Here is a 25,468-nt window from a genome sequence, read left to right as displayed (position 1 = left end):
CGCGGCGTGACGCCGCGACGACTTGCGCTCGATGACGTCGACGGGTTCCGCTCGACGCTCGAACTCATCCGGCGGGAGTTCGCCTACATGGACGGCGTGATCGACCCGCCGTCGTCAATGCACCAGCTCACCGTCGACGACCTTGCGCATGGACCGGGGGAGGTGTGGGTGATCGGGTTGCCGTCCGTGGCCTGCGTCGTCATGACCCCCAAGCCCGAGGTGCTCTACGTCGGCAAGTTGGCCGTCGCCGCAAGCGAACGTGGCCATGGACTGGCACGTCGCCTGCTCGACCAGGCAGAAATCCGAGCCCGGGAGTTAGGGCTGGGATGGCTCGAGCTGCAGGTCAGGATCGAGCTGGACGCCAATCACCGGGCTTTTGCTGCACTGGGCTTCAGCGAAGCCGAACGTACGGCCCATCCTGGCTTCGACCGACCAACCTCGATCACGTTCCGGCGCCCGGTCGACCCCGCATAGAAGCAGCTGATCGCCCCGTGGGTGCCGGTGCTAGCGTGCCGCATGGCTCGCTTCTACGCCGCAACGATCTCCCCGACCAAACAGGAGCTGCTGGCCGAGTGGGCGCCGACCCAGCCGTGGGGACCGGCTTCCTCGGAACCCTTCGAGGTGATCGGGTCGTACCGATTCGACGATCCAGACGGTGAGGTGGGGATGGAGGTCCACCTGGCGAGAGCCGGCGACCCCCTCTTCCAGATGCCGTTGACCTACCGCCATGCGCCGCTCGAAGGCGGTGAGGGTGGCTTCATCACCGAGATGGCGCACTCCGATCTCGGGACTCGCTGGGTCTATGACGGACTGCGCGACCCGCAGCTGGTCATGATGTTGGCAGCCGTCACGATGACGGGTCAGGGTGAGGCGCTTGGCATGGCCATCTATGACGGCCGTTGGTTCGTTGCCCCGACCCACGTGCGCATCAGTGGCGGCGGCTGGTCCCAAGAGCGAGTGCCGGTCGACGGGTTCGAGCTCCAGCGTGACGACGCCGACGGTGCGGTGCTTCGCAACGATCGATTCGAGCTGGCGGTGTTCCGCCGACCGGTGGCGGGCTCGAAGCCGGCCATCGGACTCACGGCCACGTGGGAGGGTCAGACCGAACCGGTCGTCATCTCCGAGATTCGGGAGCTCCGGTAGCCAACCACGGGGAGCCGCCGCCCACGGCGGGCTTCAACGCAATGTCGGAAGCACTTCGTCGGTGAAGCGGGCTCGGGCGGCGTTCGCTTCGTCTCGGTCGCTGCCTGAACCAACTCCCATCACGAAGATCTTCTCGAGTCCGAGTTCGATCAGCCCGCCGAGGCGTTCGACGCAGAACCCGACGGGACCGGCGATGCCGAAACGGTCGACCACTTCGTCGGTCAGGAACTTCGACTGCGGCGAGCCGTAGGTGAAGTGGCTGCCCATGTCGTAGTGGGAGTGCACGGCCTCGAGGCTCTCTCGTTGAGCGTCGCTGACGGGTCCGTTGACCGAGCCGTGCATGACCGAGAACCGAGCGAAGGAGGCGACGATGCCCGAGATGTTCTCGCGGGCGATCGCAGCATCGGGGTGGGCGTAGACCGGGACGTACGCGCCGAATGCAAGGGTGGCTGGATCCCGACCGGCATCGCTCGCAGCTTGCCGGGCAACGTCGATGGCCCACGTGATGCGTTCGTGGTCGGCGCCGACGGCAAACGTGATGCGCTCGGCGTGGCGGGCCGCTGCGGCGATCACCTTTGGTCCTGACGCAGCCACGTCGACTGGGACCTTCACGGCGTCATCGCGGAGCCATCGCAGTCGGCTGGCGGTCGGGCCGCCGGCGAGTCGCAGTGTGTCGGCGGGTCGCACCTCGCCGGAATGGTCGAGCTCGATCTCGAACGGAACCTCGTCGCCACGCAGGTACCCCTGGAGCCGTGCGAGGTAGCGCTCGAAGGTCGGCACTGGTGCCGGCGCGAGTCCGAGATGGGCGAGTGCGGAGTCGCCACGTCCGATGCCCAACACCGCTCGGCCGTCGGACTCGGCCTGAACGGTGGCGATGGCCGTTGCCATGGCGGCCGGATGACGAGTGATGGGGTTGGTCACGGCCGTGGCGAGCCGGATGGTGGAGGTGTGGTGCGCAGCGAGGGCCAACTCGATGTAGGGGTCGCCTGCGAGGTTCTGGGAATCGACGAGGCCGATGCCGTCCCACCCTTCGTCTTCAGCCCGACGAGCCTGCTTCACCGCCGAGCGGGGCATACCGACCCCCGATGTCCAGAATTCGGTGCTGACCGCGTTCGATGGTGCCACGAGCGCGACACTACATCGAACGATTGGGGGCCCTGCCATGGTCGACGCACGCGCCGTGATGACCGCTCGAAACAACGCCGACTGGTATGCCACGTTGTTCGCAGCGCACGGTTGTCGATTCGATCGGTTCGATGACGCGTTCGTCGCCGTCGACCCGCCGCCGCCGTTCCACAGTTGGGTGACGATCACCGCACCCGAGCTCGGAGTCGAAACGCAACAGCGATTGGCCGAGATGGCGAAGCAGGTGGACTTCGTCGTGAAGGACTCGTTCTGCACGCTCGATCTCGACGAGCTTCGACTGCAGCCGTTCATCGAGGCGTCGTGGATCTACTGCGAAGCGCCCAGTGAGACCGACCTCGCGGCATGGCACCGCGTCCGAAGCGCCGCCGACCTCGAGGAATGGGAGGCGGCCTGGAGTGACGGCTCCATCTCGCCGGCCCGACAATTCCCGGATGCACTGCTCGGCCGGCCGGAGATCGCATGCTGGGGTCGGCGTCGCGACGGGGTCATCGACGGAGGCGCGATCGCGAATCGATCACTCGACTGCACGGGATTGTCGAACGTCTTCGGCGACGCCGCAGTGATGGCTGCTGCCCGTCTGTGTTGGGAGTTCGGCGACGGGCTGCCGGTCGTCGGCTACGAGTGGAGCGACGCGCTCGACGAGGCGACGGCTGCGGGGTTCGCTGCAGTCGGTGCGCTCAGGATCTGTGCTCGTCGCTGATCAGTCGGCGGGCATCTTGAAGTTGGCGAGCATCGACGGTGGTCCGGCGCCGAACAGCGGAAGTTGCCACCAATTCGCCGTGAAGGTGGCGGTGGCCGGGTCGAGTTCGATCTCGAGTCGGTGCGGCGTATCGAGGAAGACGGCATCGACGGCGAGCCGACCGTCGGCGACGGCCGCAGCACTGGCGGAGACGGCGCTGCCAGGGTCGCTTCGCCAGTCAGCCGTGAGCGGGAGCCGGAGGGTCGATTCGCGTTCACGAATGACCAGCTCCTGACCGTCGATCTCGATGCTGGTCACCGACCGGTGCGAATGCTCACCGACGACGCCAGGAGTGAACATGGTCGGAACGCCATCCAGCGCGGTCCTCTCGATCGGCTTCGCGTCGATTCGTTCCGCGACGGTGGGCAATCGGAGCCCGGCCAACCGGTCCAGCAGCGCATCGTCGGCGGCCGAGCCTTGAAGTGGTTCGCCGCCCATGGCCGGCAGAAGGTGCTCCCACATGGCGTCGAGGACGGCCTGCATGTCCTCGACACACGAGAACATGGCGATGACGGCGTCGTGCTCGGGCAGGATCACCATGTACTGGCCGAAGGCGCCGTCACCCCGATAGCCGTGGCGTGACATCCACACCTGCATGCCGTAGCCCTCCCGCCAGTCGACCCGCTCCTCGAGCGGGGTGTCGATGTGTCGGTGGGACGCCTCGGCCACCCAGTCGGCGCTGAGGAGCTGCTTGCCATCCCACACACCGTGGTCGAGATAGAGCTGACCGAGGCGGGCGACGGCGTCGAGGTTGGTGTGAACACCGGAGAAGCCCATGTCGAGACCGGGTGCAAACTGCGCCCAGCGCAAGCCGTGGACGCCGAGCGGTTCGAGCAACCGAGGGCGCAGGTAGTCGCTCACCCGTTCGCCGGCGAGTCGCTGCAGGATCATCGCCAGCGCGAGGACCGGCGGCTGGTTGTAGGCGAACAGGGTGCCGGGCTCGGCGTCGGGCGGGATGTGGAGGAAGGCACGGACCACGTTCGACCGGTCGGCGACGATGGCCTCGCCGAGGATCTCGCGGTCATGCCCCGACGACATGGAGGCGATGTGCCGGATCTTCATACGTCGGGTGGCATCGGGAGTGTCGTCGTCGAAGAGCTCAGGGAGATGGTCGCTGACGAGGTCGTCGAGTGACAGCAATCCGGCGTCCAGCTGCAGCCCGAGCGCCGTACCTGTGAACGTCTTGGAGAGGGAGTAGACGAGACGGAGGCGCTCGGGCGTGTGCGGCGCCCACGACCCTTCGGTGATGCGATGGCCGTGGCGCTGGATGATCAAGCCGTGCGGCTCGATCAGCTCATGACGCTCGACGGCGTCGAGGAAGGCGAGGATGCCGGTGGCGTCGACGCCCTGGGAACTCGGAGCGGTTCGGGGGAAGTCCATGCGCCATCATGGCGCAGACGCCCAGGTCAGCGCCCCTCGGTGATCTCGACGACGTTGAGGTTCTCGTCGAAGGTGACGTGGACGTGGTTGCCGTCGGCGTCGGTCATGTGGGCTTCGTAGGCGGCGCCGTCGGCGTCGGTCTCGACCCGGTCGATGGTGCCGCCGGGAACTGCAGCGAGCGCTGCGGCGCTGACCTGGTCGGCGAGATCACCGGTCAGGGCCTCTTCCGCCCCGTGACCGCCACGGTCACCATCGTGATCACCGCGGCCGCCATGGCCACCTCGACCGCCCGGTCCGCCCTCGGTGATCTCGACGACGTTGAGGTCTTCGTCGAAGGTGACGTGGACGGGGTTGCCGTCGGCGTCGGTCATGTGGGCTTCGTAGGCGGCGCCGCCGTCATCGGTCTCGACCCGGTCGATGGTGCCACCGGGGACCGCGGCGAGCGCTGCGGCGCTGACCTGGTCGGCGAGATCGCCGGTCAGGGCCTCCTCGGTGCTGACACGGTCGCCGTGATCGCCGCGGTCACCATGATCGTGGGTGGCGCTGTCGTCGGTGCTGTTGTCCTCGGTGCTGCTCTCCGTGGCCGTGCTGTCGCCGCTGGTGTCGTCGGCTTCGATGACGGTCGCATCGTTCTGGGCAGCGACGGTGCTCGACTGCAGCGTGGAGGTTTGAGAGGAGCCGGAGGAGACGTTCACCGCAGCACCGGCGATGCCGGCGGCGCCGATGAACGCGCCGGCGACGGCGGCGACGGTCATCGAGCGCTTGCGGAGATTCGACGGATCGTTGGGGGTTGCCATTGGGAGCGACCTTTCGAGTCAGGATGTTCGGGTCGTGGCGGTGGCGACATTGCCAGCGACCCGTGGGAGGGAATGACTCGATCTTCGGTGCCCAACATGAAAGAACGCTGAGAACCACCCTCGGATTCGCCTGGAACCGACGACGACGGTCGGTGATCAGGAGATCTTGGGGGCGTCGGTGTCGACGAACTGGTCCCGGAGGTCGCGCTTGAGCACCTTGCCGGTGGCGTTCCGGGGAAGGGCCTCGACGATGGCGATGTCGTTCGGCACCTTGAACTTCGCGAGGCGCGACACACAGTGCTCGACCACCGTGGCCCGATCGAGCGAGGCGCCGGGCTTCAGCGCGATGACGGCGAGACCGACCTCGCCCCAGCGCTCGTTGGGGACGCCGATGATGGCGGCCTCGGCCACCTCGGGAAGCTGGTACAGCACGTTCTCGACCTCGGCGGGATACACGTTCTCGCCACCTGAGATGTACATGTCCTTCCAGCGATCGACGATGAAGACGAAGCCTTCGTCGTCGATGCGGGCGGCGTCGCCGGTCTTCAACCACCGGCCCTCGAACGCGGCAGCGGTGGCCTCGGGCTTGTTCCAGTAGCCGGGCGTGATGTGTGGGCCGGCCACCCATAGCTCGCCGACCTCGTCGGGGCCACAGTCGGTGCCGTCCTCGTTGACCACACGATGCTCGGTGTGCAGCAGCGCCTTGCCGGTCGAGCCGAGCTTGCGGATGGCGTCGCCGGGATCGAGCGCGATGCAGCCCGGGCTGGTCTCGGTCATTCCGAAGCCTTGCATGAGCGCCACGCCTCGTTCGGTCCAGCGTTCGAGGATCGTGAGTGCGCATGGCGCCCCACCGACGCCGGCCACCCTGAGGCGGCTGAGGTCGGTGTCGTCGAAATCGGGGTGCTGCATCATGAACTGGTACGGCGCAGGCACGGCGAAGAAGTGGGTGATGCCCTGGTCCGGATCGCCGATCAGCCGCAGCGTTTCGCTGGGGTCGAACGCCTTCTGGATCACGACCGTGCCTCCGGCGTGGAGCACCGGGTTGCTGTAGCAGTTGAGCCCGCCGGTGTGGAAGAGCGGCAAGACGTTGAGGTGGACGGTGTCGATCCCGACGCCCACGGGCGTGCCCAGGTTGACGGCGTTCCAGAAGTTCATGCCGTGGGTGATCATGGCGCCCTTGGGCAGACCGGTCGTCCCGGAGGTGTACATGATCGTGATCACGTCGTCGTGGGTGAGATCGGCCCGCGGCGCCTTCTGCCCGTCGAACGGCGCCAGCGCCTGCTCGTAGTCGCTCGACTCCGTGCCACCGTCGATCGACAGCAGGTGCTCGATCGAACAGCGTCGCTGGAGTTCGCCGGCCGACTCGCCGAACTCGATGTCGTGGACGAGGAGCGCCGGAGCCGAGTCGTTGAGGATGTACTCGAGTTCGGGGACGGTGAGTCGCCAGTTGAGCAGGACACAGATCGAACCCGTGCGGGCGCAGGCGAACTGGATGTCGAAGTACTCGACCCCGTTGTGGGCGAGGACCGCCACCCGGTCCCCTCGTCCGATGCCGAGGGACAGCAAGTACGACGCCATGGCGTCGACTCGCCGGTCGAGGTCTGCGTAGGTGAAACTGCGATTGCTGCCGATGTCGCGGATCGCCTCGTTGTTCGGGCGCTGATCGGCGTGGTGAGCAATCCAGTCGTAGGCCCGGACCGACCCGTGCCCCACCGGTCGCGACGAGGTCATCGATGCGACCGCCGCCGGGTCGACGACGAAGGAATCGCTGGGTGATTGGCTGCTCATTTCGAGTGCTCCTGTCTGGTGGGCGCGGGTCGGTGTGGCCGCTGTTTGGTGTGGCAGAGTGTGGCATGCCTGAGGCGATTCGCATTGCGCAGCTGTCCGACACCCACTTTCTCGAGGACGGAGCCGAGCCCGAAGGTGGCCATGGCTATGACACCGCAGCGGCGTTCGATGCCGTGCTCGACCACCTCGGCGATCACGACCACCTCGATCTGGTCGTGGTCACCGGCGACGTCGCCGACCACGGCCGAGCCGAGCAGTACCGCAAGGCGGCCGCCGCCTTCTCCCGGTTCGACGTGCCGGTCAATGCCTGTCCCGGAAACCACGACTTCGACCTCGCGTTCGCCGCCGGGATCGGGCGGCCAGGAGTCAGCACGTCCCGGATGGTCGAGATCGAGAACTGGGCGTTCTTGTTCGTCGACTCGAGCGCCGGCGTGATGCAGCCCGATCCTCATGGCCGGCCCATCGACCCTCCCGGCGAGGATCGGCTGCACACCAACGGTGCCCTCGGTGCTCGGGAGGCGGCATGGGTCCGAGCGATGTGTGACGCGACGACGGCCGATCACGTCTTCATCTGGCTGCACCACCCACCCGATGCGCCGGTGCCGCTGTGCCACGACGCCGAGTACGCAAGCGAGTGGTATCGATTGCTGGGCGACCTACCGAACGTGCGCGGCCTGGGCGGGGGCCATACGCACATCCCGGCCGAGTACGAGCTGCTCGGTCGTCCGGTCTTCGTCGCCCCGTCGTTGAAGAACAACTTCTCGCTCGACGAGCGGACCTGGTTGCCGCCCGGCTACCGCACCTTCGATTTCGCAGCCGACGGAACGGTCACCAGCGAGCTCCACCTGGTCGACGACGAACGCTGGCCCCGCCGGCCCTTCGGACGTGCGCTCTACAGCCTGTTCATGGGCGAGCTCAGCTACGCCGAGTTGGCGGAGATCTCGGCCCGGCGCGGCATCTGATCGGTCAGGTCTCTCTCGTTGCGGGTGTCAGCGGGTGAACGCGGGTAGCTCGAGCCCGTCCAGGAACGCCGCGAGCGACGCCGGTGTCGAGTCGACACGCCAGTCGTCTTCCTTCACCACCTCGAACCAGATGAAACCGACCACATCGCGTCGCGACGCGACGGCGGAGAAGAACTCCGTGATCCACTCGGCCTTGAACCCGCCCTCGTCGGACGCCGCGGTTTCGGAGATGAAGATCGGCTTCGCCGTGAGCGTGCGGATCTCGTCGATGCTCGAGCCGAACACTTCGTCGAAGGTGCGGACGCTCGTCGGCGTCTCGCCGAAGTGCCCCCAGTAGCCCACCAGTCCGACGAGATCGACGTAGTCGTCGCCGGGGTAGACACCGGCCATCGGCCAGCTCTCGAACGGGTTGACGTTCGGGGCCCACACCCAGATGACGTTGTCGGCACCGGCCTGCTCGAATCGATCGTGGACGTACCGCCACACGGCGACGTACTCACCGGGCGAGTTGTCGTTGCGGGTCTCCGACCACGGGTACCAGTCGCCGTTCGCCTCGTGAGCGAAGCGGAGCAGCACGGGTTGGTCGGTCGCCGCCAGGCCGTTGGCCCATTCGTCGATGTAGTCGTCGAAATCGCCGTCGAGAATGTGTCGGAGTGAGTACTTGGGCTGCCGCCAGATGTCGGGCCGGTAGTCCCAGGGTTCCCAGGCGATGGCGGGGAGGGCGCCTCGCTCGGTGATGCGGCCGAGGAGGGTGGGGTCGAAGTGGTCGAGCTCCCAGCCGATCGAGATCTGCACCACATCGGGAACCTGATCGACGGTGGTCTCGAAGTCGTCGAGCTCGGCGTCGGAGCCATTGGTGGTCATGACCCCGAAGAAGTCGATGTCGCCGGTGGCGAGTCGTTCGATCACCGCATCGGTGGTGGAGGTGTCCCCATCGTCGAAGAGTGTGGCCTCGGCCTTCTCGGCCGGGGGCAGCATGACGGTGGGCACGACGACTCGGTTGGTCGTCTCGGGACGGCCGTACAGGAGCCACGCGCCCGCTGCGATCACGGGCAGGGTGAGCGCGACGACGGTGGCGCTGCGCAGACTCCCCTTGGTGATCGGCATGGTGGGCCCTCTCGCTACCGACGCCCCGGAGACTGTTCTATCGGCAGACTCGGGCGTGGTTTGAGCATGACGAGTCGAGTCAGCTCGGCCCGGTGGCGGGTCTGTCGTCGAACGACAGCGACGACGACAGTTCTCGGTACGACTCGACGTCGTCGCGGAGCTCGGCGATCTTGCGCTCGGCGATGGCGATCACATCGGCGCCGGCGATGAACCGACGAGGCGGCTTCGGCCCACGGGCGATCGAAAGGATCGCTCGGGCGAGCTTGTCCGGGTCGCCGGCTTGCTTGCCATCTTGGGCTTGCCACCAGGCCTTTTGCTCGGCGCTGCGTTCGGCGTAGTCGTCGATGGTGATCTCGGGCCAGATCAGGGACTCGGGGCTGGCGAGTCCGGTGCGGAACCATCCCGGGTTCACGATGGTGGTGTGGATGCCGAACGGCTCGACCTCTTGGCCCAACGCGCTCATCCATCCCTCGAGTCCCGCCTTCGACGCGGCGTAGACCGATGAGTAGGCGAACCCGATCAACCCGGCGCCCGACGAGATGGAGACGACGTGACCGGATCGCTGCCGTCGCATCACAGGGAGCGCCGCTCTGGTGACGTTCATCGGGCCGATCAGGTTCGCGGCCAGCTGCTGCTCGACTTGGGCCGGCGACATCTCCTCGAAGAACCCCTTGAAGGAGGCGCCGGCGTTGTTGACCAGCACGTCGATGCGTCCGAATCGGTCTATCGCTGCGTCGACGGCCGCGCCCGATTCGGCCACGTCGGTCACATCGAGCCGCGTGGTCAGGAGCCGCTCGTGAGCGCCCAGCTGTTCGGCGATGGCGTCGGGTCGACGCCCCGTGGCCACCACCGCATCGCCCGCCGAGAGTGCCGCCAAGGTGAGGGAAGCGCCCATGCCGCCGCCGGCTCCGGTGACCAGCCACACCTTCGAGTCGTTCACGTCGATCGTCCTCTCTCGAAACCGAGGTCAACGCTAGGCGGCGACCGGCCCCGCGAGGCTAATGAATTGGCTGTTCGTGCCGTTGATGAGGAGGTGAGCAGTTCCCTTCTGCTCAGGGTGCAACGACGGCTGCTCGCCTTCGCTGCGGTCCTTGGCACGATCGCATATCTGATCTGGCGTGTGACGACGCTCGACTTCGGCGCGCCACTGCAGGTGTTCTTCCTCACCCTCGAGTTCCATGCCGGTCTCGGATTCGCTCTGTTCGTGTTCTCGGTGTGGGACACCGACCACCTGGCCCCACCCGATCCTCGGGATGACACTCCTCACCGGGTCGCGGTGTGCATCGCAACGTACAACGAGGACGAGAACGTCCTGCTGCCGACGATCGCAGCCGCCGTTGCGCTCCAACCTGCGCACGAAACCTGGGTGCTCGATGACGGCGACCGCCCCTGGGTGGCGGCGATGGCGGAGCAGGTCGGTGCCCGCTACCTGACCCGGACCGATCGGTCCCACGCCAAGGCCGGCAACCTCAACAACGCGTTCGCCGTGATCAACGCCGACCTCTACGCCATCCTCGACGCCGATCACATTCCGACGACGAACTTCCTCCGCCACACCCTGGGCTATTTCGATGACCCCTCGGTGGCGCTGGTGCAGACGCCGCAGGACTTCTACAACACCGACTCGTTCGAGCACATCGGCGACTACAGCGAAGAGGCGCTCTTCTATCGGGTGATCCAGCCGGGCAAGAACCGCTGGGATGCGGCGTTCTGGTGTGGCACGTCGGCCATCGTTCGCGGCGATGCCATGCGTTCCATCGGTGGTGCGGCCACCGAATCGGTCACCGAGGATCTGCTCACCACGATCAAGCTCCATCGCCACGGCTGGCGCACGGTCTTCCACAACGAGGTGCTCGCCCGAGGTCTTGCCCCGGCGTCGTATCGGGAGTTCCTGGTGCAGCGGATGCGGTGGGCGACCGGTGCCATGCAAATCCTTCGGAGCAGGGAGAACCCGTGGCGAGGTCGAGGCCTGAAGCTGACCCAACGGTTGGCGTACACGGCGTCGCTCAGCGGCTGGTTCGAGGGCCTCCGCTCGATCGGCTATCTGCTGCTCGCGATCGCCGTCGTGTTGACCGGTGCCAGTCCGGTCGGTGTCGATGTCGTCACGTTCTTGCTCGCCAACCTCGGGTTGCTCGTCCTGTCGACGACCGCCCAGATCACCGCAGGCAACGGCCGCCACCGACCCCTGCCCGCGCTGTTGTTCGAGTTCCTGCGGCTGCCGATGAGCGTCCACGCCCTCCGTCAGCTCGTGCTCGGCAGTCACGCGTCGTTCCAGGTGACGCCGAAGGGCCGGGCGGGTGATGAGCGATCAACGCCACCGCTCCCGGGCCTTTTGGTCGGATTGGCCATGTTCGCCGGTGCGGCGCTCCTGGTCTATGCGATGAGCGCCACGGATCTGATCGCCGGACCGACGGGTCGGCACGTCGACGTCGCCGCTGCAGTGCTCGTTGCCCATCTGATCGTGATCTCGGTCGCGGCCCGGCGGATTCGCCGCGACAACTTCGGTGACGAGCGCCGTCGCGCCCGACGCTTCTCCCGCGAACTCCGCTTCCACGCTGGCGCAACGCAGGGCCTACTTCGCAATCCGTCGACGACCGGTGCCCACATCGCCGGCCGGGCGATGACGTCTCGGGAGACCCTGTCGGTGGCGACACGAGAGGGTCTGGTCAACGTCCGTTGCTGGATCACCCCGGACGGTTTCGGAGGATCGACGGTCGAGTTCGTTCCCGGCCAGTTCCGGGCCCTGGCGATCCTCGCCCGAACCATCTATGGCGAGCTCCAGGACATGCCGATCATGGACGCTCCGCATCATCCCCGATCGCCGGTCCCCGGAAGGCAGGCCACGGTGGAGGAACGGTCCAGCGACGCTCGACCAGCTCCGGAGCGGCCGGGTTCAGAACGTTTGCTCCTCGAACGTCTCGTGGCCGAGCGAGCGATCGATCCGACGACGGGGCGGCCCGTGGAGCGACGCAGCTCCGCACCACCGCCGACGCACCGCAGCTTCGACCGCCGTTCGTTGTCGACGCCGAGAAAAGCCAGTTCAGAGGCCGAGCACTCGGCATAGGGTGGCAGCGTGTCCACCCCGCGCCTCTGCCTCAACTCGAGCACGCTGTCGAACCAATCCCTGGGGATCGTCGCGGAAGTGGAGATTGCGGCGGAGGCCGGATTCTCCAGGGTTGAACTGTGGTTGCCGTCGATCCATGCCTACGTCGATGCGGGCGGCTCGCTCGACGACTTCCGTCGTCGAGTCGACGACCTCGGGATCGTGGTCGAGAACGGCATCGGGTTCGCCGCATGGATCGTCGATGACGACGACCTCCGCCGCGCCGGTCTCGAGACGGCTCGGCGAGACATGGAGGCCCTGGCCACGATCGGGTGTCGGCGGATTGCTGCGCCGCCCGTCGGCGCGGTCGAAGGGCCGGTCGTCGCGACCGAGCGCATCGTCGAGCGGTTCGATGCGCTGGCCACACTCGGCGCCTCGTTCGACGTGACCCCCCAACTCGAGTTGTGGGGCTTCGCCGGCACACTGCACCATTTGGACCAGGTGCTCGACGTCGTCGCCCAACGATCCGAACCGACCGGCGTCCTGCTCGACGTCTTCCATCTGGTGAGGGGCGGCAGCGGGATCGACCTCACCGACGTGCCGAGCGGGGCCCGGCTGGAGATCTTCCACGTGAACGATGTGCCCGCCGACATCGAAGCCGATTCGCTGACCGACGCCGATCGGGTGCTTCCGGGTGACGGAGTTGCTCCGCTCGGCGAGCTGATCAGGCAGCTGTCGGCCCGCGACGATGAGGTGGTGCTGTCGCTCGAACTGTTCGATCGCCGTCATTGGGATCACGATCCCCGCCGGACGGCGGCGGTGGCGTGCGAACGTCTCGAGTCACTCGTGGGGGCGGTATGACCACCGATCCCACCGCCGTTCGACGGCGGTTCTGCTCCGCGATGGTCACGGCCATGGGGGCCGACCCGGCGCTCATCGACGCCCCGGGAACCACGGTGGTGGCCGACGATCGGCGCGGTGCCGGCAGCGTCGCCTGCTATCAGATCGGCGCGCATACGTTCGTGCCGTTCGGTGCGGGCCTGGGCGACGAACCGGAGCGGTGGTCGATGTTCGACGGACTGCACCAGGGGCCGCCGGTTGTGGACGCTGAGTTCCGCGAGATGGTCGAGCTGCTCGGCGGGCAGGTCGTCGGGGGCGGGGTGATGAAGACCCGCACCAGTGTCCTCCCGACGCCGCCGTCGCCTGGTCGGCTCCACGTGTTCGACTGGCAGCGGAGCGCCGATCTCGAGATCATCGAGACCTTCGTTGCGCAGTGCGAGCCCGACGATCTCGACGAGGCCGACCTCGATCTCGACCGTCTCGACACCCTCGCCGTCGGGCTTCTCGACGAAGGGGGCCGTCTCATGGCCTATTCGTCGTCGCAGCCGTATGAAGAAGACGACGGCTTCGGCGACATCGCCGTCATCACCCACGCCGACGCCCGTCGCGGCGGATGGGGTCGGGCGGCAGTGGGCGCGCTCATCGACACGTTGCTGCTGCCCAACGGCATCGAGCCGTTGTATCGGTGCGACGTGGAGAACGCCGGCTCGGATCGCCTGTCCACTCGGCTGGGATTCGCCCCAGCCCTGACCCTCACAGCAGCGCAGTTTCCCGTTCCGGAACACTGACGCCCTCGCGTGGGGTTCAATCCCGCAACGAGTCGGGTCAGCCCGCGAGGGTTCGAGCGGCGATGACCGTCGTTCGTCCTTCTCGGTGAGCAACGGCGAGCCGATGGGTGAGCTGGTCGACGATCCAGAGGCCTCGACGTCGCGTCGAGGTCGTGAGCGGGTTGACGAGGTCGAGCACGAAGCCTGGACCGGTGTCTGTGACTTCGAGCACCACTTCGCCAGCGTCCAGCGTCATGATGATCTCGATCGGGTCGGTGGAGACCGCCATCGAGTTCGTGCAGAGTTCGTTCGCCACCAGCAGCCAGTCGTCGGCGGGCTGACCGTGTCGAGCGAGCCACCGTCGCAATCGGTCACGCATGTGAACAAGTTGCGCGGTGTCCGCCTCGATCGTGAGCTGCAAGCGGGAGGTGGCCAGGCCGTCCGCCACCGATCAGTACCAGCGGCCGCGCACGAACCCGCCGAAGGCGATCAGGCCGACGAGGATCAGCACGATGCCGATGAACGTCCAGCCGGCGAGAAGCCAGAGCGCGAGGCCAACGAGGACGAGCACGCCGCCGGTCGAGATGCCGGCAACGCCTGCATTGTTGGTGGTGGCCATGATGATCTCCGATCGTCGAGTGAGGCGATCCGCTTGCCGGTCCGCCTGTCGGATTGACGAACTACCCGGCGAGTCGCAGACGAAACCTGACAATCATCGATGCAACCTTGGAGCCTCAGGGATCGTCCGTCGCCAGGTGTGCGTGCATCACCATGTCGTGCCATCCGTCGTCGTGGAGGTTGGCTCCTCGGCGCACTCCTTCCTCGACGAACCCTGCCCGCTTTGCGACGAGTCGGGAGGCGAGATTCTCGGTCGAGTGTTGGAGTTGGATCCGGTGGATTCCCATTCGGTGCGCCCAGTTCGTGGCAGTGACGCAGGCCCGGGTGGCAACACCACGGCCGCGAGCGGAGGAAAGGAGCCAGTAGGCATCGATGCGAGTGTTTCACAAGGTCGTCGGAGCGGCTGCGTCGGTCTTCGATCCTGATGCTCAAGGGGTGCCTTGCCTCGGCCGATACTGCGTTCTACGCTGCGCCATACGTTGTAAGGGGACCAAATGACTGACACCATGCCAGAGACCGACGTCGACGCGACCGTCGACCCCGCTCCAGTGGCCACGCGCCCGCTGCCGATCATCGGCGACTCGCCGGAAGGAACCGACGGCTGGGAACGCACGCCCTACCGGGCCGAGGACTACGGGCCGGTCAACGACTGGGCCACCGATTTCGACCACGCCCGCCCGGAATACAACCCGGTGGCACCCGATGTTTGGACCGCACTCCGTGAAGGTGGGTGCCCCGTCGCCCACTCCGATCGCTACGGCGGTATGTGGGCGCCGCTCACTCACGAGACGGTCAACGAGGTCGCCTACGACACCACCCGCTTTACCAGCCGAGCCGTGGTCGTCAGCCACACGAGGCCCGGCGACCTTGCGCTTCCGGCACCGATCGGTGTTGCGCCCCCGATCACGAGCGACCCGCCGTTCCACGCCGAGGCCCGCCGAATGCTGCTCCCGGCCTTCGCTCCGAAGAAGATCGCCGACTGGGAAGACGAGATCCGGGCGCTGTGCCAGGGGCTACTCGACGACATGGGTGAGATCGAACCCGGCACCACGATCATCGATGGTGCGATCCAGTACGCCCAGCACATCCCCGTGGCCGTGATCGGTCGCATGCTCGGCCTGCCCGCAGAGGACGACGACTTCTTCCGTCACGTCGTGCATCAGGTGCTCGAGACGATCAACCAGGATCCGCGTGAGCGCACCGACCAGGATCGCCCGCTCGACGCCTACCTCGATCGGATCATCCAGGAACACATCGATGATCCCCGCGACGACCTGATCAGCTACCTGCTCGACATCGAACTCGGCGGCAACAAGCTGGCGCCCGAGCACGTGCGGGGCACGATCATCCTGCTGCTGGTCGCCGGCATCGACACCACGTGGTCGGCCATCGGCTCGTCACTGTGGCACTTCGCTCAGCACCCCGAGGACCGCCAGCACCTGCGGGACCATCCCGAGCAGTTCGACTTCGCGCTCGAGGAGCTGTTGCGCTTCTACGCACCGGTCACGATGGCCCGACTCGTCGCCGAGGACACCGACTTCCACGGCTGTCCGATGAAGAAGGACGACTGGGTGCTGCTGCCGTTCCCGGCGGCCAACCGCGATCCCGAACAGTTCGAACGGGCCGACGAGTTCGTGATCGACCGGGAGCAGAATCGACACGGCGCCTTCGGCCTCGGCATCCATCGCTGCCTCGGCTCGAACCTGGCCCGGCTCGAGATGAAGGTCGCGATCCAGGAGTTCCTCGCCCGGTTCCCCGACTTCGAGCTGGCCGGCGAGACCTCGTGGTCGGTCGGCCAGGTTCGCGGCCCGCGGGTGATGCCACTCCGTGTCCTTTGATCATGTGCGTCCGCTGATCATGCGGATGCGCTGATCATGCACGTGCGCTGACTGCGGCCCGCGCCAGCGATGTCGACACCACCGACGCGAGCACCCGACCATCTCTTGGTCTCGCTTCGACGAGCCAAGGATCATGCCGATCGCCACTTCGCCGAGCCGGTCGATCTCGACCAGCTCGCGGCCATCGCCGGCATTTCCAAGTTCCACTTCCACCGGTTGTTTGCCGCAACCTATGGGTTGACGCCGGCCGCGTACGTGTCCGAGCGGCGCATCGAGCGAGCGCAGGACCTTCTGCGAGCCACGAACCTGACGGTGACCGAGATCTGCTTCGCCGTCGGGTTCTCGAGTCTCGGATCGTTCAGTACCCGGTTCCGTGAGATCGTCGGTGAGACACCCCGGCAGTTCCAGCAGCGATACGCCGGCGGAGCGCCGCGCATCCCGGGATGCCAGTTGTTCATGTGGGGGCTGGTCGAACGCAGGTCCGCAAGCGAGGAGAAGTCTTCCGACGATCCCGGCTCCTAGGGTCGCCGCATGATCACCAACGTTTCCCTCATCAGCGTCTGGGTCACCGACCAAGACGAAGCACTGGCCTTCTACACCGATGTGCTCGGTTTCGAGGTCGGCGACGACCTCACACTCGGCCCCGACTTTCGCTGGCTGACGGTCCGCCACCCCAGCCAACCCGAGCTGCACCTGCACCTGACCACGCCAGGCAAGCCGCTGCCCGACGACCTGATCGAGGCCATGCGGCGAGCGCAGGCCGAGGGCGGCCTGCCGGGCGTCGGACTGACCGTCGATGATTGCCGCCAGACCCACCGTGAGCTCGTGGCGAAGGGGGTCGAGTTCCTTCAGGAGCCGCAGGATCGCCCGTACGGCGTCGAGGCGCTCATGCGTGACAACTCCGGCAACTGGATCGTGCTGGTCGAGCCCAAGCCCTACACCGACGCCGACTTCGACGGCGTCGACATGGGTTGAGGGCAAACGCACTCACCCCCGGAATTGAAAAAAGATCTTGTCAATTACCCTCGACATCGAGCATGCTGAACCGATGCTCGATGTCGAGGTCATCGATGAACCGGCCGCAGTGGCAACAGTGCTCGACTCACAGCGGGCGCGCATCCTGGCCGAGCTGGCACAACCCGGGTCGGCAACGACGGTCGCCGCGGCGATCGGGGCCAGTCGCCAGAAGGTGAACTACCACCTCCGAGCGCTCGAAGCGTGCGGTCTCGTCCGGTTGGTGGAAGAGCGACCCCGACGAGGCTTGATGGAGCGGTTCGTGCAGGCCACCGCCGAGGCCTACGTGGTGTCGCCCGACGTGCTGGGCACCGGCTCGGTCGACCCCGATCGCACCGACCGGCTGTCATCTCGCTACCTGATCGCGGTGGCAGCCCGCATGGTGCGCGAAGTCGCCGAGCTGGCCCGCCGGGCCGACGCTGCCGAGCAGCCACTGGCCACGCTGTCGATCGATACCGAGTTGCGGTTCGCCTCGGCGGCCGATCGGGCCGACTTCACTCGCGACCTGGCCGACGCCGTGACGGCGCTGGCCGCCAAGTACCACGACGAGGCCGCAGCGGACGGGCGTTGGCATCGCCTGGTCGTTGCGGCCCATCCGATGGTGCCCGGCGCGCCGTCCGGCGCGGCACACGCAAACACTCCGACTCCAGACAACGCGACCCCGGAAAGCGACGAGGCACAACCATGAGCGAAGAGCAGCGTTCCATCGAACTCGAGGTCGATGTCGTCGGCACGCCCGAGGAGGTGTGGCGGGCCATTGCGACCGGGCCGGGCATCTCGTCGTGGTACGTCCCACACGTCGTCGAAGAGCGAGAGGGTGGAGCGGCCACCGCCTCGTTCGGGCCCGAACCCGAGATGCAGATTCCGGGCCGGGTACGAGTGTGGGAGCCGCTACGGCGGATTGTGTTCGACGGCGGCGACGCCGACGAGGGGTTGGCGTTCGAGTGGCTGGTCGAGGCACGCGACAGCGGATCGTGCGTCGTGCGGCTGGTCAACACGGGATTCGCCACCGGCGAGGAGTGGGACGACCACTACAACGGCATGACCGAGGGCTGGAAGCTCTTCCTGTCGAACCTTCAACTGCACCTCGCCCACTTCGGCGGGCAGACCGCCACGGCCATGCTCCCGATGGCGTCGTGGGCCGGACCACCGGCCGAGGCGTGGGCAAGGATGCTCGACCGGCTCGGGCTCAGCGACGAGCTGGCCGCCGGCGACCGGATCGAGGTCGACGGCCCCGACACGCCACCGCTCGCGGGTGTGGTCGTCGAGCGTGAGGCGCGCCGGATGACGGTGCTGGTCGACGCTCCGGCGCCGGGCACGGCCTTCATCGCCGCCGAAGGCACCGGTGACCAGATCATGATGTCGGTCTGGTCCTACCTCTATGGCGACGACGGCGCGGCGGCCGTCGAGCGAGACGAGCCCATGTGGAGGAACCTGCTCGCCGGCGGTGCGACATCATGACCTAGGGCCCTGTCTGGCCCCGGGGTGCGTTCTTACGCTCGATCTCGCCATGTATCGCATCGCCAGACGTGAACTCCTCAACGACGTGACCTTCTGTTGGGACGTCGAAGCCCCCGATGTCGCCCAGTCGGCTGAGCCCGGCCAGTTCGTGATGGTCCGCCTGCACGACGGGTCCGAGCGGATCCCACTGACGGTCGCCGACTTCGACCGCCGCGCTGGGACGGTGACCGTGGTGGTGCAGGCGCTCGGTCGCTCGACCGTGGAGATGCGCGACCGCTACGCCGAGGGAGACTCGATCGCCGACTTCGTTGGTCCGCTCGGAATGCCGGCCGAGATCGAACCCGTCTCGGACGGCGACACCTCCCCGCATGTGGTGCTGGTCGGTGGAGGATTGGGAGTGGCGCCGATCTTTCCGCAGGTGCGGGCGTTCGCCGAGGCCGGTCACCGGGTCACCGCCATCGTCGGCTTCCGCTCCGCCGACCTCATCTTCTGGGAGGATCGTCTGTCGGCGTTTGCCGAGGTGGTGATCTGCACCGACGACGGGTCGGCGGGCCGGCCGGGGCTGGTCACCGAGGCGCTGGCCGGTGTGATCGAGGCGGATCGACCGGACCTGGTCGTTGCGATCGGTCCGCTCCCGATGATGCGCGCCTGTGCCGAGGTCACCCGACCGGCCGCCGTCACCACGAGGGTGTCACTCAACACGATCATGGTCGACGCCACCGGCATGTGCGGATCGTGTCGGGTGTCGGTCGACGGGGCCACTCGGTTCGCCTGTGTCGAAGGCCCGGAGTTCGACGCCCACGGGGTCGACTTCGACGAGCTCGTGAACCGGCAGCGGCGATTCAAGGCCGACGAGCTGGCGGCGGCAGACGACTACGAGCATCGCTGCCAGGTCGAGCAGACGCTCTTCATCGACGGCAAGCGGACCTACAAGAAGTTGCGTGAGATCGAGCCGGTGAAGGTGCCGATGCCTGAACGCGACCCCGGTGCTCGGTCTCGCACCTTCGACGAGGTCAATCTCGGCTATTCGTTGTCGGAAGCACTTCGTGAAGCCGAGCGCTGCCTCCAGTGCACCCGTCCGACCTGCATTTCGGGCTGTCCGGTCGAGATCGACATTCCCCGATTCATCCGTCACCTGTTGGTGAAGGACGTCGACGGCGCGCTGGCCGTCATCCACGAGTCGAACGTGCTGCCATCGGTCTGCGGCCGAGTGTGCCCTCAGGAATCGCAGTGTGAGAGCCAGTGCGTGATCGCCAAGCGCATGGAGCCGGTCGCCATCGGGCGATTGGAACGCTATGTCGGTGACCACGGGCGACCGGCCGCCGTCGAGGCGGCGACGCCGGCGGGTCGACGGGTCGCGGTCGTCGGCTCGGGGCCAGCCGGACTCGCCTGTGCCTCCGACCTGGCGCGTGACGGCGTCGAGGTGACGGTCTTCGAGGCCCTGCATGTCGCCGGTGGCGTGCTCCGCTACGGCATCCCGTCGTTCCGCCTTCCGCGCGACATCATCGATCGCGAGCTGGCGGCCCTCGAGCAACACGGCGTGCGAATCGAGACCGACCAGGTGGTCGGGCGCACGTTCACGGTCGAGCAGTTGCTGTCCGATCGCGGTTTCGATGCCGTGTTTCTCGCCGTCGGTGCCGGGGCCCCGAGCTTCCTCGGGATCCCGGGCGAGAACGCCGGTCGGGTCGTCAGCGCCAATGAGTTCCTGACCCGCGTGAACCTCATGGGCGGTGATCGATTCCCCGAAGTCGATACGCCCGTCGGCATCGGTGATGACGTCATCGTCATCGGTGCCGGCAACACGGCGATGGACTGCCTCCGCACCGCAAAGCGTCTTGGCGCCAAGCGAGTCCGGTGCGTCTACCGTCGCACGCGGGACGAGGCACCGGCACGGGCCGAAGAGCTTCGCCACGCCGAGGAAGAGGGCATCGAGTTCTCGTTCCTCGAGTCGCCCGTCGAGATCCTCACCGATCCCGCTGGTGACGTCCGCGGCATGGTGATCGAGCGAATGGAACTCGGTGAACCCGATGAGCGAGGGCGTCGTCGCCCGACCGCGACCGGCGAACGGCTCGAGCACGAGTGTGACACGGTGATCGTCGCCCTTGGTACGAACGCTAACCCGATCGTCACCCAGACCACGCCGGGGCTCGAGCTGGATCAGCGGGGCTACATCGCCGCCGATCCGGTGTCGCAGGCCACCAGCCTCCCGGGCGTCTTCGCCGGCGGCGACATCGTCACCGGGGGAGCGACGGTGATCCTGGCCATGGGCGCCGGACGCCGAGCTGCCGCAGCGATCTCCCGCTATCTGTCGGGCGAGGCGGTCAGGGGCGAGGAGGTCACGGGCGAGGAGGCGGTCGCCGTCGAGACGGGCGAGGTGGATGCTGCACTCACGGGGAACACCTGCCCCCGATGTCGGCGCGCCTCGGCGGACGGTGTCGACGACGGGGCAATCTGCTGTGCCGGCGATCGATTGTCGTGGCGGTGCACCAGCTGCTCCAAGCGGAGCGAGGGCTTCGCGTTCCCCTATGGCAGCTGCCCGGCGTGCGGTGGCAAGCTCGTCATCATTCACGGGGCAGAGCTGCGGGTGGGGGACGACGACGCGGCGGCCCACGAGGCGGTCCGCCGAGCGATGGAGATCGAACTGGGTGGCCGCGACTTCTACTCGGTCGCCGCCGAGCAGGCCGAGGACCCAGGGCTGCAGGCCCTGTTCGCGCAGTTGGCCGAGATGGAACGAGAACACCTCGAGACGCTCGTCGAGCGCTATCACCTGCAGCCCCCCGACACGGCGCAAGCCGGTTTGCGCCCGGCATTCGACCGGGTCGAACGGGCGCCTCGGCCCGACGATCCACTTGATCTGCTCGAACTGGCCATCTCGCTCGAGCGACGGGCCGAGGCCTACTTCGCCGGCAATGTCGACGAGGCCGAGACACCGGCGGCAGCCCAGCTCTACCGAGAACTCGCAGCCGAGGAGGCTGAGCACGTCGATCTGCTCACCACGGAGCTGGCAGCGCGGCGGCGGGGCCGGGTGGGGATGCTGGGCTGACGCTCGAACCGCCCTTAGGTTGTCGGGCTCACGGTCGTCGGGCTCATGGTCATCGGTCACGTTCCGACACTGGGGGAATGACCGATCACCAGACCGCGCACCCGGTGTCCTCATCACGTGCGCTCGCAGCCCAGGGCGGGCGCTTGGCCGCCGTGCTGTACTTCGTTGCCGGCGTCGTCGGCCTGATCACGCTGCCGACCGAGGCCGTCCGGTTCGACGCAGTGTTCAAGACCTTCGTCGCCACGATGTTCGTCGGCGCGGCAGCGCTGATGGCGATGCCGTGGGAACAACACGGCCACCTGTTGCTCCGTGTCGCCGCCGTGTGCACGACGGTCGCCATCGCCGTCTTCACCAATTTCCTCACCCAGTCACCGGTGCTCCTGATGCTCCCGATCCTGGCCGCGGTGTGGTGCGGATCGGTGCTGCCGGTGCAGTGGATGCTGCAACAGTTCCCCATCTATGCCGTGCTCCTCGGGATGGCCCTGTCGTCCCCTGACCAGCTGGGCGACGACGGCTGGCTGGTGGCGGCGGGCATCGTCACGACCACGGTCGCCGTCGGACTCGCCGCATCCTGGATGCGAGTGCAGGTGTACTACGCCAATCGTGCGATGGCGCGAGCACAACGGGTCGAGGCCGACCGGGCTGCAGGCGAGCTCGAACAGCGACGGGTTGCCGAACGTTCGACTCGCGAGACGGTCGACGCCGTGGTGTCGTCATCAGGAACCATGCAGGGCCAGATCGATGTGATTGCCGAGTCGGTCGAGCGGCTGGCCGATGCGGTGCGTGAGATCGCATCCAGCTCGGACCAGACGTCGGCGACGGTGGCGGACATCTCCGAGCTGGCGGAGCACAGTCGCCAGCTCGTCGCCGAACTCGGCGAGTCGGGCGAGCAGATCATCACCGTGGTCGATGCGATCGCCGAGCTGTCCGGTCAGACCAACTTGCTCGCACTCAACGCAACGATCGAGGCGGCGCGGGCAGGCGAGGCCGGGCGAGGATTTGCCGTGGTTGCCGGCGAGGTGAAGGACCTGGCGCAGCAGACGGCCCGTTCGGCGTCGGAGATCGCCGCGATCGTGCAGCAGGTCCACTCGCAGCTCGGCGACACCACGTCATCGATGTCATCGATCGCCGACATGATCGACGGACTCCGCCAGGATCAATCTGATCTCGCGACGGCGATCTCTCATCAGTCGGGTGCCGTCGCCGAGATCGCCGGATCGGTGACCACCAGCAGCTCGAGCATCGCCTCGATTATCGAGGCGATCGGACATCTGGATCGTTCGACGCAGGCGTAGGTGCGAACGTCCTCAGTCCGCGTCGCCCGATGTGGCTCGGAGGTCGAGGTGCCAGACGAGCGTGGTCAATGCCAGGCCCGCCGTGATCTTGAGTGGTGATCCGCCGGTCCAGAGCTTCACGCCCGTCGACAGCAAGGCGGCGGCGACGAGGATCCGAGCCATCGAACCTCGATAGGGCGCCTTGTCGGCGAGCAGGCCGTTGACCTCGAACCGCTTGACGAGTCGCAGGATGCCGAGCAGTACCACGAAGCTGAGGCCGATCAATGGGAGCTTCTGCACCCACCACTCGGGTGATCCGACCTCGGCGGTTGGCAGCGCGTCGACGACCATGAGCCCGACACCGGAGACGACCGCTGCGGTGAAGTGCCAGAGGTAGACACTCATGCCGACACTGTCTCGTTCAGAGGATGGCGACGCGGAGCAGGTTCGCTAGTTCCAGCACGAATCGGGTGGGGTCGCCGTCGACCGTGAGTGGCTCGGAGTCGACGACGCTGACATCGCCGACGAACGGGGACTCGTACACGACGGCGACATCGAGGCTCTGGTGTCGCAGCACCTCCGCCGCCAGACCGTCCCGGTTGCGCTCGGCGTGGAGCGATCCTTGCCGCGAAGTCCACACCATTCCGGCGGTGCTCTTGGAGCCGGCGATGCGTTCGGCGACGGCCCGGGTGCATGGGTAGTGGACGGCCAGGGCGCCGGTGAGCTGCGATCGATCGATCCCGAGGTCGGCGAGGGCGGGGTCGCGAAGGTCGATCAATCGGACCGGTGTGTCGAAGCGGACCCGGTGGAGTCCGAATGCGGCCAGCGTGATCCGGTAGATCCGGGGATTGGGGCCGTCGGCCTCGTGGAGCGCCGACTCGAGGATCGCGGCCGACCGTTGTTCGGCGATGTAGGTGTGTCCCCGATCGGGGAACGGCGAGAATCGACCATTGCCCATGCCTGCCGGCGTGAACACAATGGTGCCGTGACGCAGGGCTGATGCCCGGAACTGTTCGGTGCCGGCGGGCAGGGTGTGGACTCGTAGGGAACGGCGATCGATGGCGTCGGGCCGCACGATTGGGCAGTCGCGTTGGCCACAGGGCGCGTCAGACATCGACGAGACCGGCGACCGCCCGATCGATCGATGGGGAACCGAGGACGTCGATGGGTCGAGCGTCGATCCACGGATTGAAGGCCGTGAACCATTGCCAGATCGCCCATCCACCCATACCCGCCTCCTGTAGCGCGGTCACGACCGGCGTGACTCGTGGGTCGAGGTCGAAGGCTTCGTCGAGCTGGAACGAGGGGATCAGCGTGCCCGACCCGTGATCGACCACGAAGAGGGATCCCCGTGCTCGCTGCCGTTTCACCCACTGCCGCGCTGCCAGGACGGTGCTGTTCCGGCCCTCGGCGAGCCCGTCGTAGTCGACCGACGGCTCGTTGGCGGCCAGATGGTCACGGGCCAACCGCACCAATCGAGCCTGTTCGATGGCAGCACGGTCGAGCATCGGCGGTGCTGGCGGGAAGTCGTCGAAGAACGCGAGGGCTGCGGTCATGTACCAAGCGTACCACGAGACGTTGGACGGTACGACAGGTACATGCCGAGCGATTCGTGGGTGCGGCCGGCGTTTGTGATGTCGGCGTCCCCCGAGTAGAGAGTGCGGATGGAACGGATCACCACGTCAGACTTCCTCGGTCTCGATCAGCGGGCGAACGGCCGCTGGGAGCTCCCGGTCATCGATCGGATCTGCGGCGGCGGTCGCGGTTCGCTCTTCGGCGGAGCCGGTCTGGCCGCCGGCGTCGAGGCGCTCGAGCGTGAGACGGGCAAGCCCACCGTGTGGGCCACCGGGCAGTACGTCTCGGTCACCGCAGCCGGGGACACCATCGACCTCGATGTGCAGCTTCCCGCCGTCGGTCGCACCGTCACACAGGGCAGGGTGATCGGCCACGTCGGCGAACGTCACATCATCACCTTGCTCGGTGCGGTCGGCCAGCGAACCGAGGTGCTTCACGGCGTGTGGGATGCGATGCCCGACGCCGGGCGCCCCGAGGACGCGCCGTTGGTCGAACGCCACGCCGAGGGCGAGAACGTCCACCACCATGTCGAGGCGCGGATCGCCCGGGGTTCCTTCGGCTTTGCCGAGGGTGCCGGCACACCGAGTGGTGACAACCGCACGCTGCTCTGGGTGCGGATGCCTGGCGTCTGGCTCGACGCTGCCGCGTTGGCGATGCTGGGAGACTACATGCCCTCGGCGCTCGGGAACGCGTTCGGACGGGTCGTCAACTGCACATCGCTCGACAACACCATCCGGTTCGCGGCGCCGCTGAGTGAGGTCGATGCCGAAGGTTGGGTGTTGTGCGACAACCGAATCGAGTTCGTTGGCAATGGTTTCGCGCACGGGTCGTGCTTCATGTGGAGCGAAGACGGGCGGATGTTGGCCACCGCAAGCCAATCGGTACTCGTCGTCCCTCCTACTTGATTTGTAGTTGGTCGCGCCGATGGTGATG

General features: G+C 67.0%; 27 protein-coding genes. 15 read left to right on the top strand and 12 right to left on the bottom strand.

Going from position 1 to position 25,468, the window contains the following annotated elements:
* Window positions 1–6 precede the first annotated feature (6 nt).
* Both R2733_05560 and R2733_05555 read left to right on the top strand, forming a co-directional pair.
* The gene (locus tag R2733_05560; GenBank protein ID MEZ5375962.1) at window positions 7–474 is read left to right on the top strand and encodes a GNAT family N-acetyltransferase; all 468 of its coding nucleotides are present in this window, start codon (window positions 7–9) and stop codon (window positions 472–474) included.
* Between the two features lie 42 nt (window positions 475–516).
* Entirely contained in the window at window positions 517–1,143 is a 627-nt protein-coding gene (locus R2733_05555; GenBank protein MEZ5375961.1) for a hypothetical protein, read from the top strand.
* Window positions 1,144–1,176: 33 nt separating this feature from the next.
* On the opposite strand, the gene R2733_05550 is transcribed toward R2733_05555, so the two are convergent.
* The gene (locus tag R2733_05550; protein ID MEZ5375960.1) at window positions 1,177–2,268 is read right to left on the bottom strand and encodes an LLM class flavin-dependent oxidoreductase; all 1,092 of its coding nucleotides are present in this window, start codon (window positions 2,266–2,268) and stop codon (window positions 1,177–1,179) included.
* Between the two features lie 37 nt (window positions 2,269–2,305).
* On the opposite strand from R2733_05550, the gene R2733_05545 reads away from it, so the two are divergent.
* A complete protein-coding gene (locus R2733_05545; protein MEZ5375959.1) occupies window positions 2,306–2,989 on the top strand; it encodes a hypothetical protein in 684 nt (227 codons plus the stop codon).
* Here the strand turns inward: R2733_05545 and R2733_05540 are convergent, their stop codons facing one another.
* The 3 genes from R2733_05540 to R2733_05530 all read right to left on the bottom strand — a co-directional run bounded on the left by R2733_05540 (window position 2,990) and on the right by R2733_05530 (window position 6,993).
* Entirely contained in the window at window positions 2,990–4,408 is a 1,419-nt protein-coding gene (locus tag R2733_05540) for a serine hydrolase (protein MEZ5375958.1), read from the bottom strand.
* 26 nt (window positions 4,409–4,434) lie between these two features.
* Window positions 4,435–5,205 (bottom strand): hypothetical protein, encoded by a 771-nt coding sequence (locus R2733_05535; protein MEZ5375957.1) that lies wholly within the window; start codon window positions 5,203–5,205, stop codon window positions 4,435–4,437.
* Window positions 5,206–5,361: 156 nt separating this feature from the next.
* Window positions 5,362–6,993 carry a long-chain fatty acid--CoA ligase gene (locus R2733_05530; protein ID MEZ5375956.1) on the bottom strand — a complete coding sequence of 544 codons (1,632 nt, stop codon included), beginning with the start codon at window positions 6,991–6,993 and terminating at the stop codon, window positions 5,362–5,364.
* A gap of 65 nt (window positions 6,994–7,058) precedes the next feature.
* Between R2733_05530 and R2733_05525 the strand changes: the two genes are divergently transcribed.
* Window positions 7,059–7,955 carry a metallophosphoesterase gene (locus tag R2733_05525; GenBank protein MEZ5375955.1) on the top strand — a complete coding sequence of 299 codons (897 nt, stop codon included), beginning with the start codon at window positions 7,059–7,061 and terminating at the stop codon, window positions 7,953–7,955.
* 27 nt (window positions 7,956–7,982) lie between these two features.
* Here R2733_05525 and R2733_05520 read toward each other — a convergent pair whose 3' ends face one another.
* The gene (locus R2733_05520) at window positions 7,983–9,062 is read right to left on the bottom strand and encodes a glycosyl hydrolase (GenBank protein ID MEZ5375954.1); all 1,080 of its coding nucleotides are present in this window, start codon (window positions 9,060–9,062) and stop codon (window positions 7,983–7,985) included.
* A gap of 79 nt (window positions 9,063–9,141) precedes the next feature.
* A complete protein-coding gene (locus R2733_05515; protein MEZ5375953.1) occupies window positions 9,142–10,002 on the bottom strand; it encodes an SDR family oxidoreductase in 861 nt (286 codons plus the stop codon).
* Between the two features lie 93 nt (window positions 10,003–10,095).
* On the opposite strand from R2733_05515, the gene R2733_05510 reads away from it, so the two are divergent.
* From R2733_05510 to R2733_05500, 3 genes are read left to right on the top strand one after another with little or no spacing between them, the layout of a single operon-like run.
* Window positions 10,096–12,126, top strand: coding sequence for a cellulose synthase catalytic subunit (locus R2733_05510; protein MEZ5375952.1), 2,031 nt, complete (start codon window positions 10,096–10,098; stop codon window positions 12,124–12,126).
* Window positions 12,127–12,135: 9 nt separating this feature from the next.
* Window positions 12,136–12,966 carry a sugar phosphate isomerase/epimerase family protein gene (locus R2733_05505; protein MEZ5375951.1) on the top strand — a complete coding sequence of 277 codons (831 nt, stop codon included), beginning with the start codon at window positions 12,136–12,138 and terminating at the stop codon, window positions 12,964–12,966.
* Window positions 12,963–13,733, top strand: coding sequence for a hypothetical protein (locus tag R2733_05500; GenBank protein ID MEZ5375950.1), 771 nt, complete (start codon window positions 12,963–12,965; stop codon window positions 13,731–13,733). Before R2733_05505 ends, R2733_05500 begins: the two co-directional genes overlap by 4 nt.
* 37 nt (window positions 13,734–13,770) lie before the next feature.
* On the opposite strand, the gene R2733_05495 is transcribed toward R2733_05500, so the two are convergent.
* The 3 genes from R2733_05495 to R2733_05485 all read right to left on the bottom strand — a co-directional run bounded on the left by R2733_05495 (window position 13,771) and on the right by R2733_05485 (window position 14,704).
* Complete coding sequence (locus tag R2733_05495) at window positions 13,771–14,160, bottom strand: ATP-binding protein (protein ID MEZ5375949.1); 390 nt, start codon at window positions 14,158–14,160, stop codon at window positions 13,771–13,773.
* A gap of 3 nt (window positions 14,161–14,163) precedes the next feature.
* Window positions 14,164–14,331 carry a hypothetical protein gene (locus R2733_05490; GenBank protein MEZ5375948.1) on the bottom strand — a complete coding sequence of 56 codons (168 nt, stop codon included), beginning with the start codon at window positions 14,329–14,331 and terminating at the stop codon, window positions 14,164–14,166.
* 115 nt (window positions 14,332–14,446) lie between these two features.
* Window positions 14,447–14,704 (bottom strand): GNAT family protein, encoded by a 258-nt coding sequence (locus tag R2733_05485; protein MEZ5375947.1) that lies wholly within the window; start codon window positions 14,702–14,704, stop codon window positions 14,447–14,449.
* Between the two features lie 120 nt (window positions 14,705–14,824).
* Here R2733_05485 and R2733_05480 point away from each other — a divergent pair, with 120 nt between their 5' ends.
* From R2733_05480 to R2733_05450, 7 genes are all read left to right on the top strand, one after another.
* The gene (locus tag R2733_05480) at window positions 14,825–16,168 is read left to right on the top strand and encodes a cytochrome P450 (protein ID MEZ5375946.1); all 1,344 of its coding nucleotides are present in this window, start codon (window positions 14,825–14,827) and stop codon (window positions 16,166–16,168) included.
* A gap of 69 nt (window positions 16,169–16,237) precedes the next feature.
* Window positions 16,238–16,690, top strand: a complete 453-nt coding sequence (locus R2733_05475) for an AraC family transcriptional regulator (GenBank protein ID MEZ5375945.1) — start codon at window positions 16,238–16,240, stop codon at window positions 16,688–16,690.
* Between the two features lie 9 nt (window positions 16,691–16,699).
* Complete coding sequence (locus R2733_05470; protein ID MEZ5375944.1) at window positions 16,700–17,143, top strand: VOC family protein; 444 nt, start codon at window positions 16,700–16,702, stop codon at window positions 17,141–17,143.
* Window positions 17,144–17,216: 73 nt separating this feature from the next.
* On the top strand, window positions 17,217–17,870 hold the full coding sequence (locus R2733_05465; protein ID MEZ5375943.1) for a helix-turn-helix domain-containing protein: 654 nt from the start codon (window positions 17,217–17,219) through the stop codon (window positions 17,868–17,870).
* The gene (locus R2733_05460) at window positions 17,867–18,643 is read left to right on the top strand and encodes an SRPBCC domain-containing protein (protein ID MEZ5375942.1); all 777 of its coding nucleotides are present in this window, start codon (window positions 17,867–17,869) and stop codon (window positions 18,641–18,643) included. Before R2733_05465 ends, R2733_05460 begins: the two co-directional genes overlap by 4 nt.
* 49 nt (window positions 18,644–18,692) lie before the next feature.
* Complete coding sequence (gene gltA / locus R2733_05455) at window positions 18,693–21,686, top strand: NADPH-dependent glutamate synthase (GenBank protein MEZ5375941.1); 2,994 nt, start codon at window positions 18,693–18,695, stop codon at window positions 21,684–21,686.
* A gap of 77 nt (window positions 21,687–21,763) precedes the next feature.
* Window positions 21,764–22,981: a methyl-accepting chemotaxis protein gene (locus tag R2733_05450; GenBank protein ID MEZ5375940.1), complete on the top strand. Its 1,218-nt coding sequence runs from the start codon at window positions 21,764–21,766 to the stop codon at window positions 22,979–22,981.
* Between the two features lie 12 nt (window positions 22,982–22,993).
* Here the strand turns inward: R2733_05450 and R2733_05445 are convergent, their stop codons facing one another.
* From R2733_05445 to R2733_05435, 3 genes are read right to left on the bottom strand one after another with little or no spacing between them, the layout of a single operon-like run.
* Entirely contained in the window at window positions 22,994–23,365 is a 372-nt protein-coding gene (locus R2733_05445; protein ID MEZ5375939.1) for a hypothetical protein, read from the bottom strand.
* 16 nt (window positions 23,366–23,381) lie between these two features.
* Window positions 23,382–24,074, bottom strand: a complete 693-nt coding sequence (locus R2733_05440) for an RES family NAD+ phosphorylase (protein MEZ5375938.1) — start codon at window positions 24,072–24,074, stop codon at window positions 23,382–23,384.
* Window positions 24,067–24,516 (bottom strand): hypothetical protein, encoded by a 450-nt coding sequence (locus R2733_05435; GenBank protein MEZ5375937.1) that lies wholly within the window; start codon window positions 24,514–24,516, stop codon window positions 24,067–24,069. The genes R2733_05440 and R2733_05435 overlap by 8 nt, the downstream gene beginning before the upstream one ends.
* Window positions 24,517–24,624: 108 nt before the next feature.
* Here R2733_05435 and R2733_05430 point away from each other — a divergent pair, with 108 nt between their 5' ends.
* On the top strand, window positions 24,625–25,440 hold the full coding sequence (locus R2733_05430; protein ID MEZ5375936.1) for a thioesterase family protein: 816 nt from the start codon (window positions 24,625–24,627) through the stop codon (window positions 25,438–25,440).
* The last annotated feature ends 28 nt before the right edge of the window (window positions 25,441–25,468 follow it).

The sequence above is a fragment of the Acidimicrobiales bacterium genome (genome assembly GCA_041394265.1).
GTDB lineage: Bacteria > Actinomycetota > Acidimicrobiia > Acidimicrobiales > SZUA-35 > JBBQUN01.
The sequence above is the reverse complement of the archived record's forward strand: the minus strand, read 5'-3'. Positions and strand labels throughout refer to the sequence as shown.

What these genes read in the sequence shown, in the direction of transcription:
- R2733_05555 (MEZ5375961.1), top strand. Translation starts at nt 517, where the DNA reads ATGGCTCGCTTCTACGCCGCAACGATCTCCCCGACCAAACAGGAGCTG.
- R2733_05545 (MEZ5375959.1), top strand. Translation starts at nt 2,306, where the DNA reads ATGGTCGACGCACGCGCCGTGATGACCGCTCGAAACAACGCCGACTGG.
- R2733_05540 (MEZ5375958.1), bottom strand. Translation starts at nt 4,408, where the DNA reads ATGGACTTCCCCCGAACCGCTCCGAGTTCCCAGGGCGTCGACGCCACC.
- R2733_05535 (MEZ5375957.1), bottom strand. Translation starts at nt 5,205, where the DNA reads ATGGCAACCCCCAACGATCCGTCGAATCTCCGCAAGCGCTCGATGACC.
- R2733_05530 (MEZ5375956.1), bottom strand. Translation starts at nt 6,993, where the DNA reads ATGAGCAGCCAATCACCCAGCGATTCCTTCGTCGTCGACCCGGCGGCG.
- R2733_05525 (MEZ5375955.1), top strand. Translation starts at nt 7,059, where the DNA reads ATGCCTGAGGCGATTCGCATTGCGCAGCTGTCCGACACCCACTTTCTC.
- R2733_05520 (MEZ5375954.1), bottom strand. Translation starts at nt 9,062, where the DNA reads ATGCCGATCACCAAGGGGAGTCTGCGCAGCGCCACCGTCGTCGCGCTC.
- R2733_05500 (MEZ5375950.1), top strand. Translation starts at nt 12,963, where the DNA reads ATGACCACCGATCCCACCGCCGTTCGACGGCGGTTCTGCTCCGCGATG.
- R2733_05490 (MEZ5375948.1), bottom strand. Translation starts at nt 14,331, where the DNA reads ATGGCCACCACCAACAATGCAGGCGTTGCCGGCATCTCGACCGGCGGC.
- R2733_05480 (MEZ5375946.1), top strand. Translation starts at nt 14,825, where the DNA reads ATGACTGACACCATGCCAGAGACCGACGTCGACGCGACCGTCGACCCC.
- R2733_05475 (MEZ5375945.1), top strand. Translation starts at nt 16,238, where the DNA reads ATGTCGACACCACCGACGCGAGCACCCGACCATCTCTTGGTCTCGCTT.
- R2733_05470 (MEZ5375944.1), top strand. Translation starts at nt 16,700, where the DNA reads ATGATCACCAACGTTTCCCTCATCAGCGTCTGGGTCACCGACCAAGAC.
- R2733_05465 (MEZ5375943.1), top strand. Translation starts at nt 17,217, where the DNA reads ATGCTCGATGTCGAGGTCATCGATGAACCGGCCGCAGTGGCAACAGTG.
- R2733_05460 (MEZ5375942.1), top strand. Translation starts at nt 17,867, where the DNA reads ATGAGCGAAGAGCAGCGTTCCATCGAACTCGAGGTCGATGTCGTCGGC.
- gltA (MEZ5375941.1), top strand. Translation starts at nt 18,693, where the DNA reads ATGTATCGCATCGCCAGACGTGAACTCCTCAACGACGTGACCTTCTGT.
- R2733_05450 (MEZ5375940.1), top strand. Translation starts at nt 21,764, where the DNA reads ATGACCGATCACCAGACCGCGCACCCGGTGTCCTCATCACGTGCGCTC.
- R2733_05445 (MEZ5375939.1), bottom strand. Translation starts at nt 23,365, where the DNA reads ATGAGTGTCTACCTCTGGCACTTCACCGCAGCGGTCGTCTCCGGTGTC.
- R2733_05440 (MEZ5375938.1), bottom strand. Translation starts at nt 24,074, where the DNA reads ATGTCTGACGCGCCCTGTGGCCAACGCGACTGCCCAATCGTGCGGCCC.
- R2733_05435 (MEZ5375937.1), bottom strand. Translation starts at nt 24,516, where the DNA reads ATGACCGCAGCCCTCGCGTTCTTCGACGACTTCCCGCCAGCACCGCCG.
- R2733_05430 (MEZ5375936.1), top strand. Translation starts at nt 24,625, where the DNA reads ATGGAACGGATCACCACGTCAGACTTCCTCGGTCTCGATCAGCGGGCG.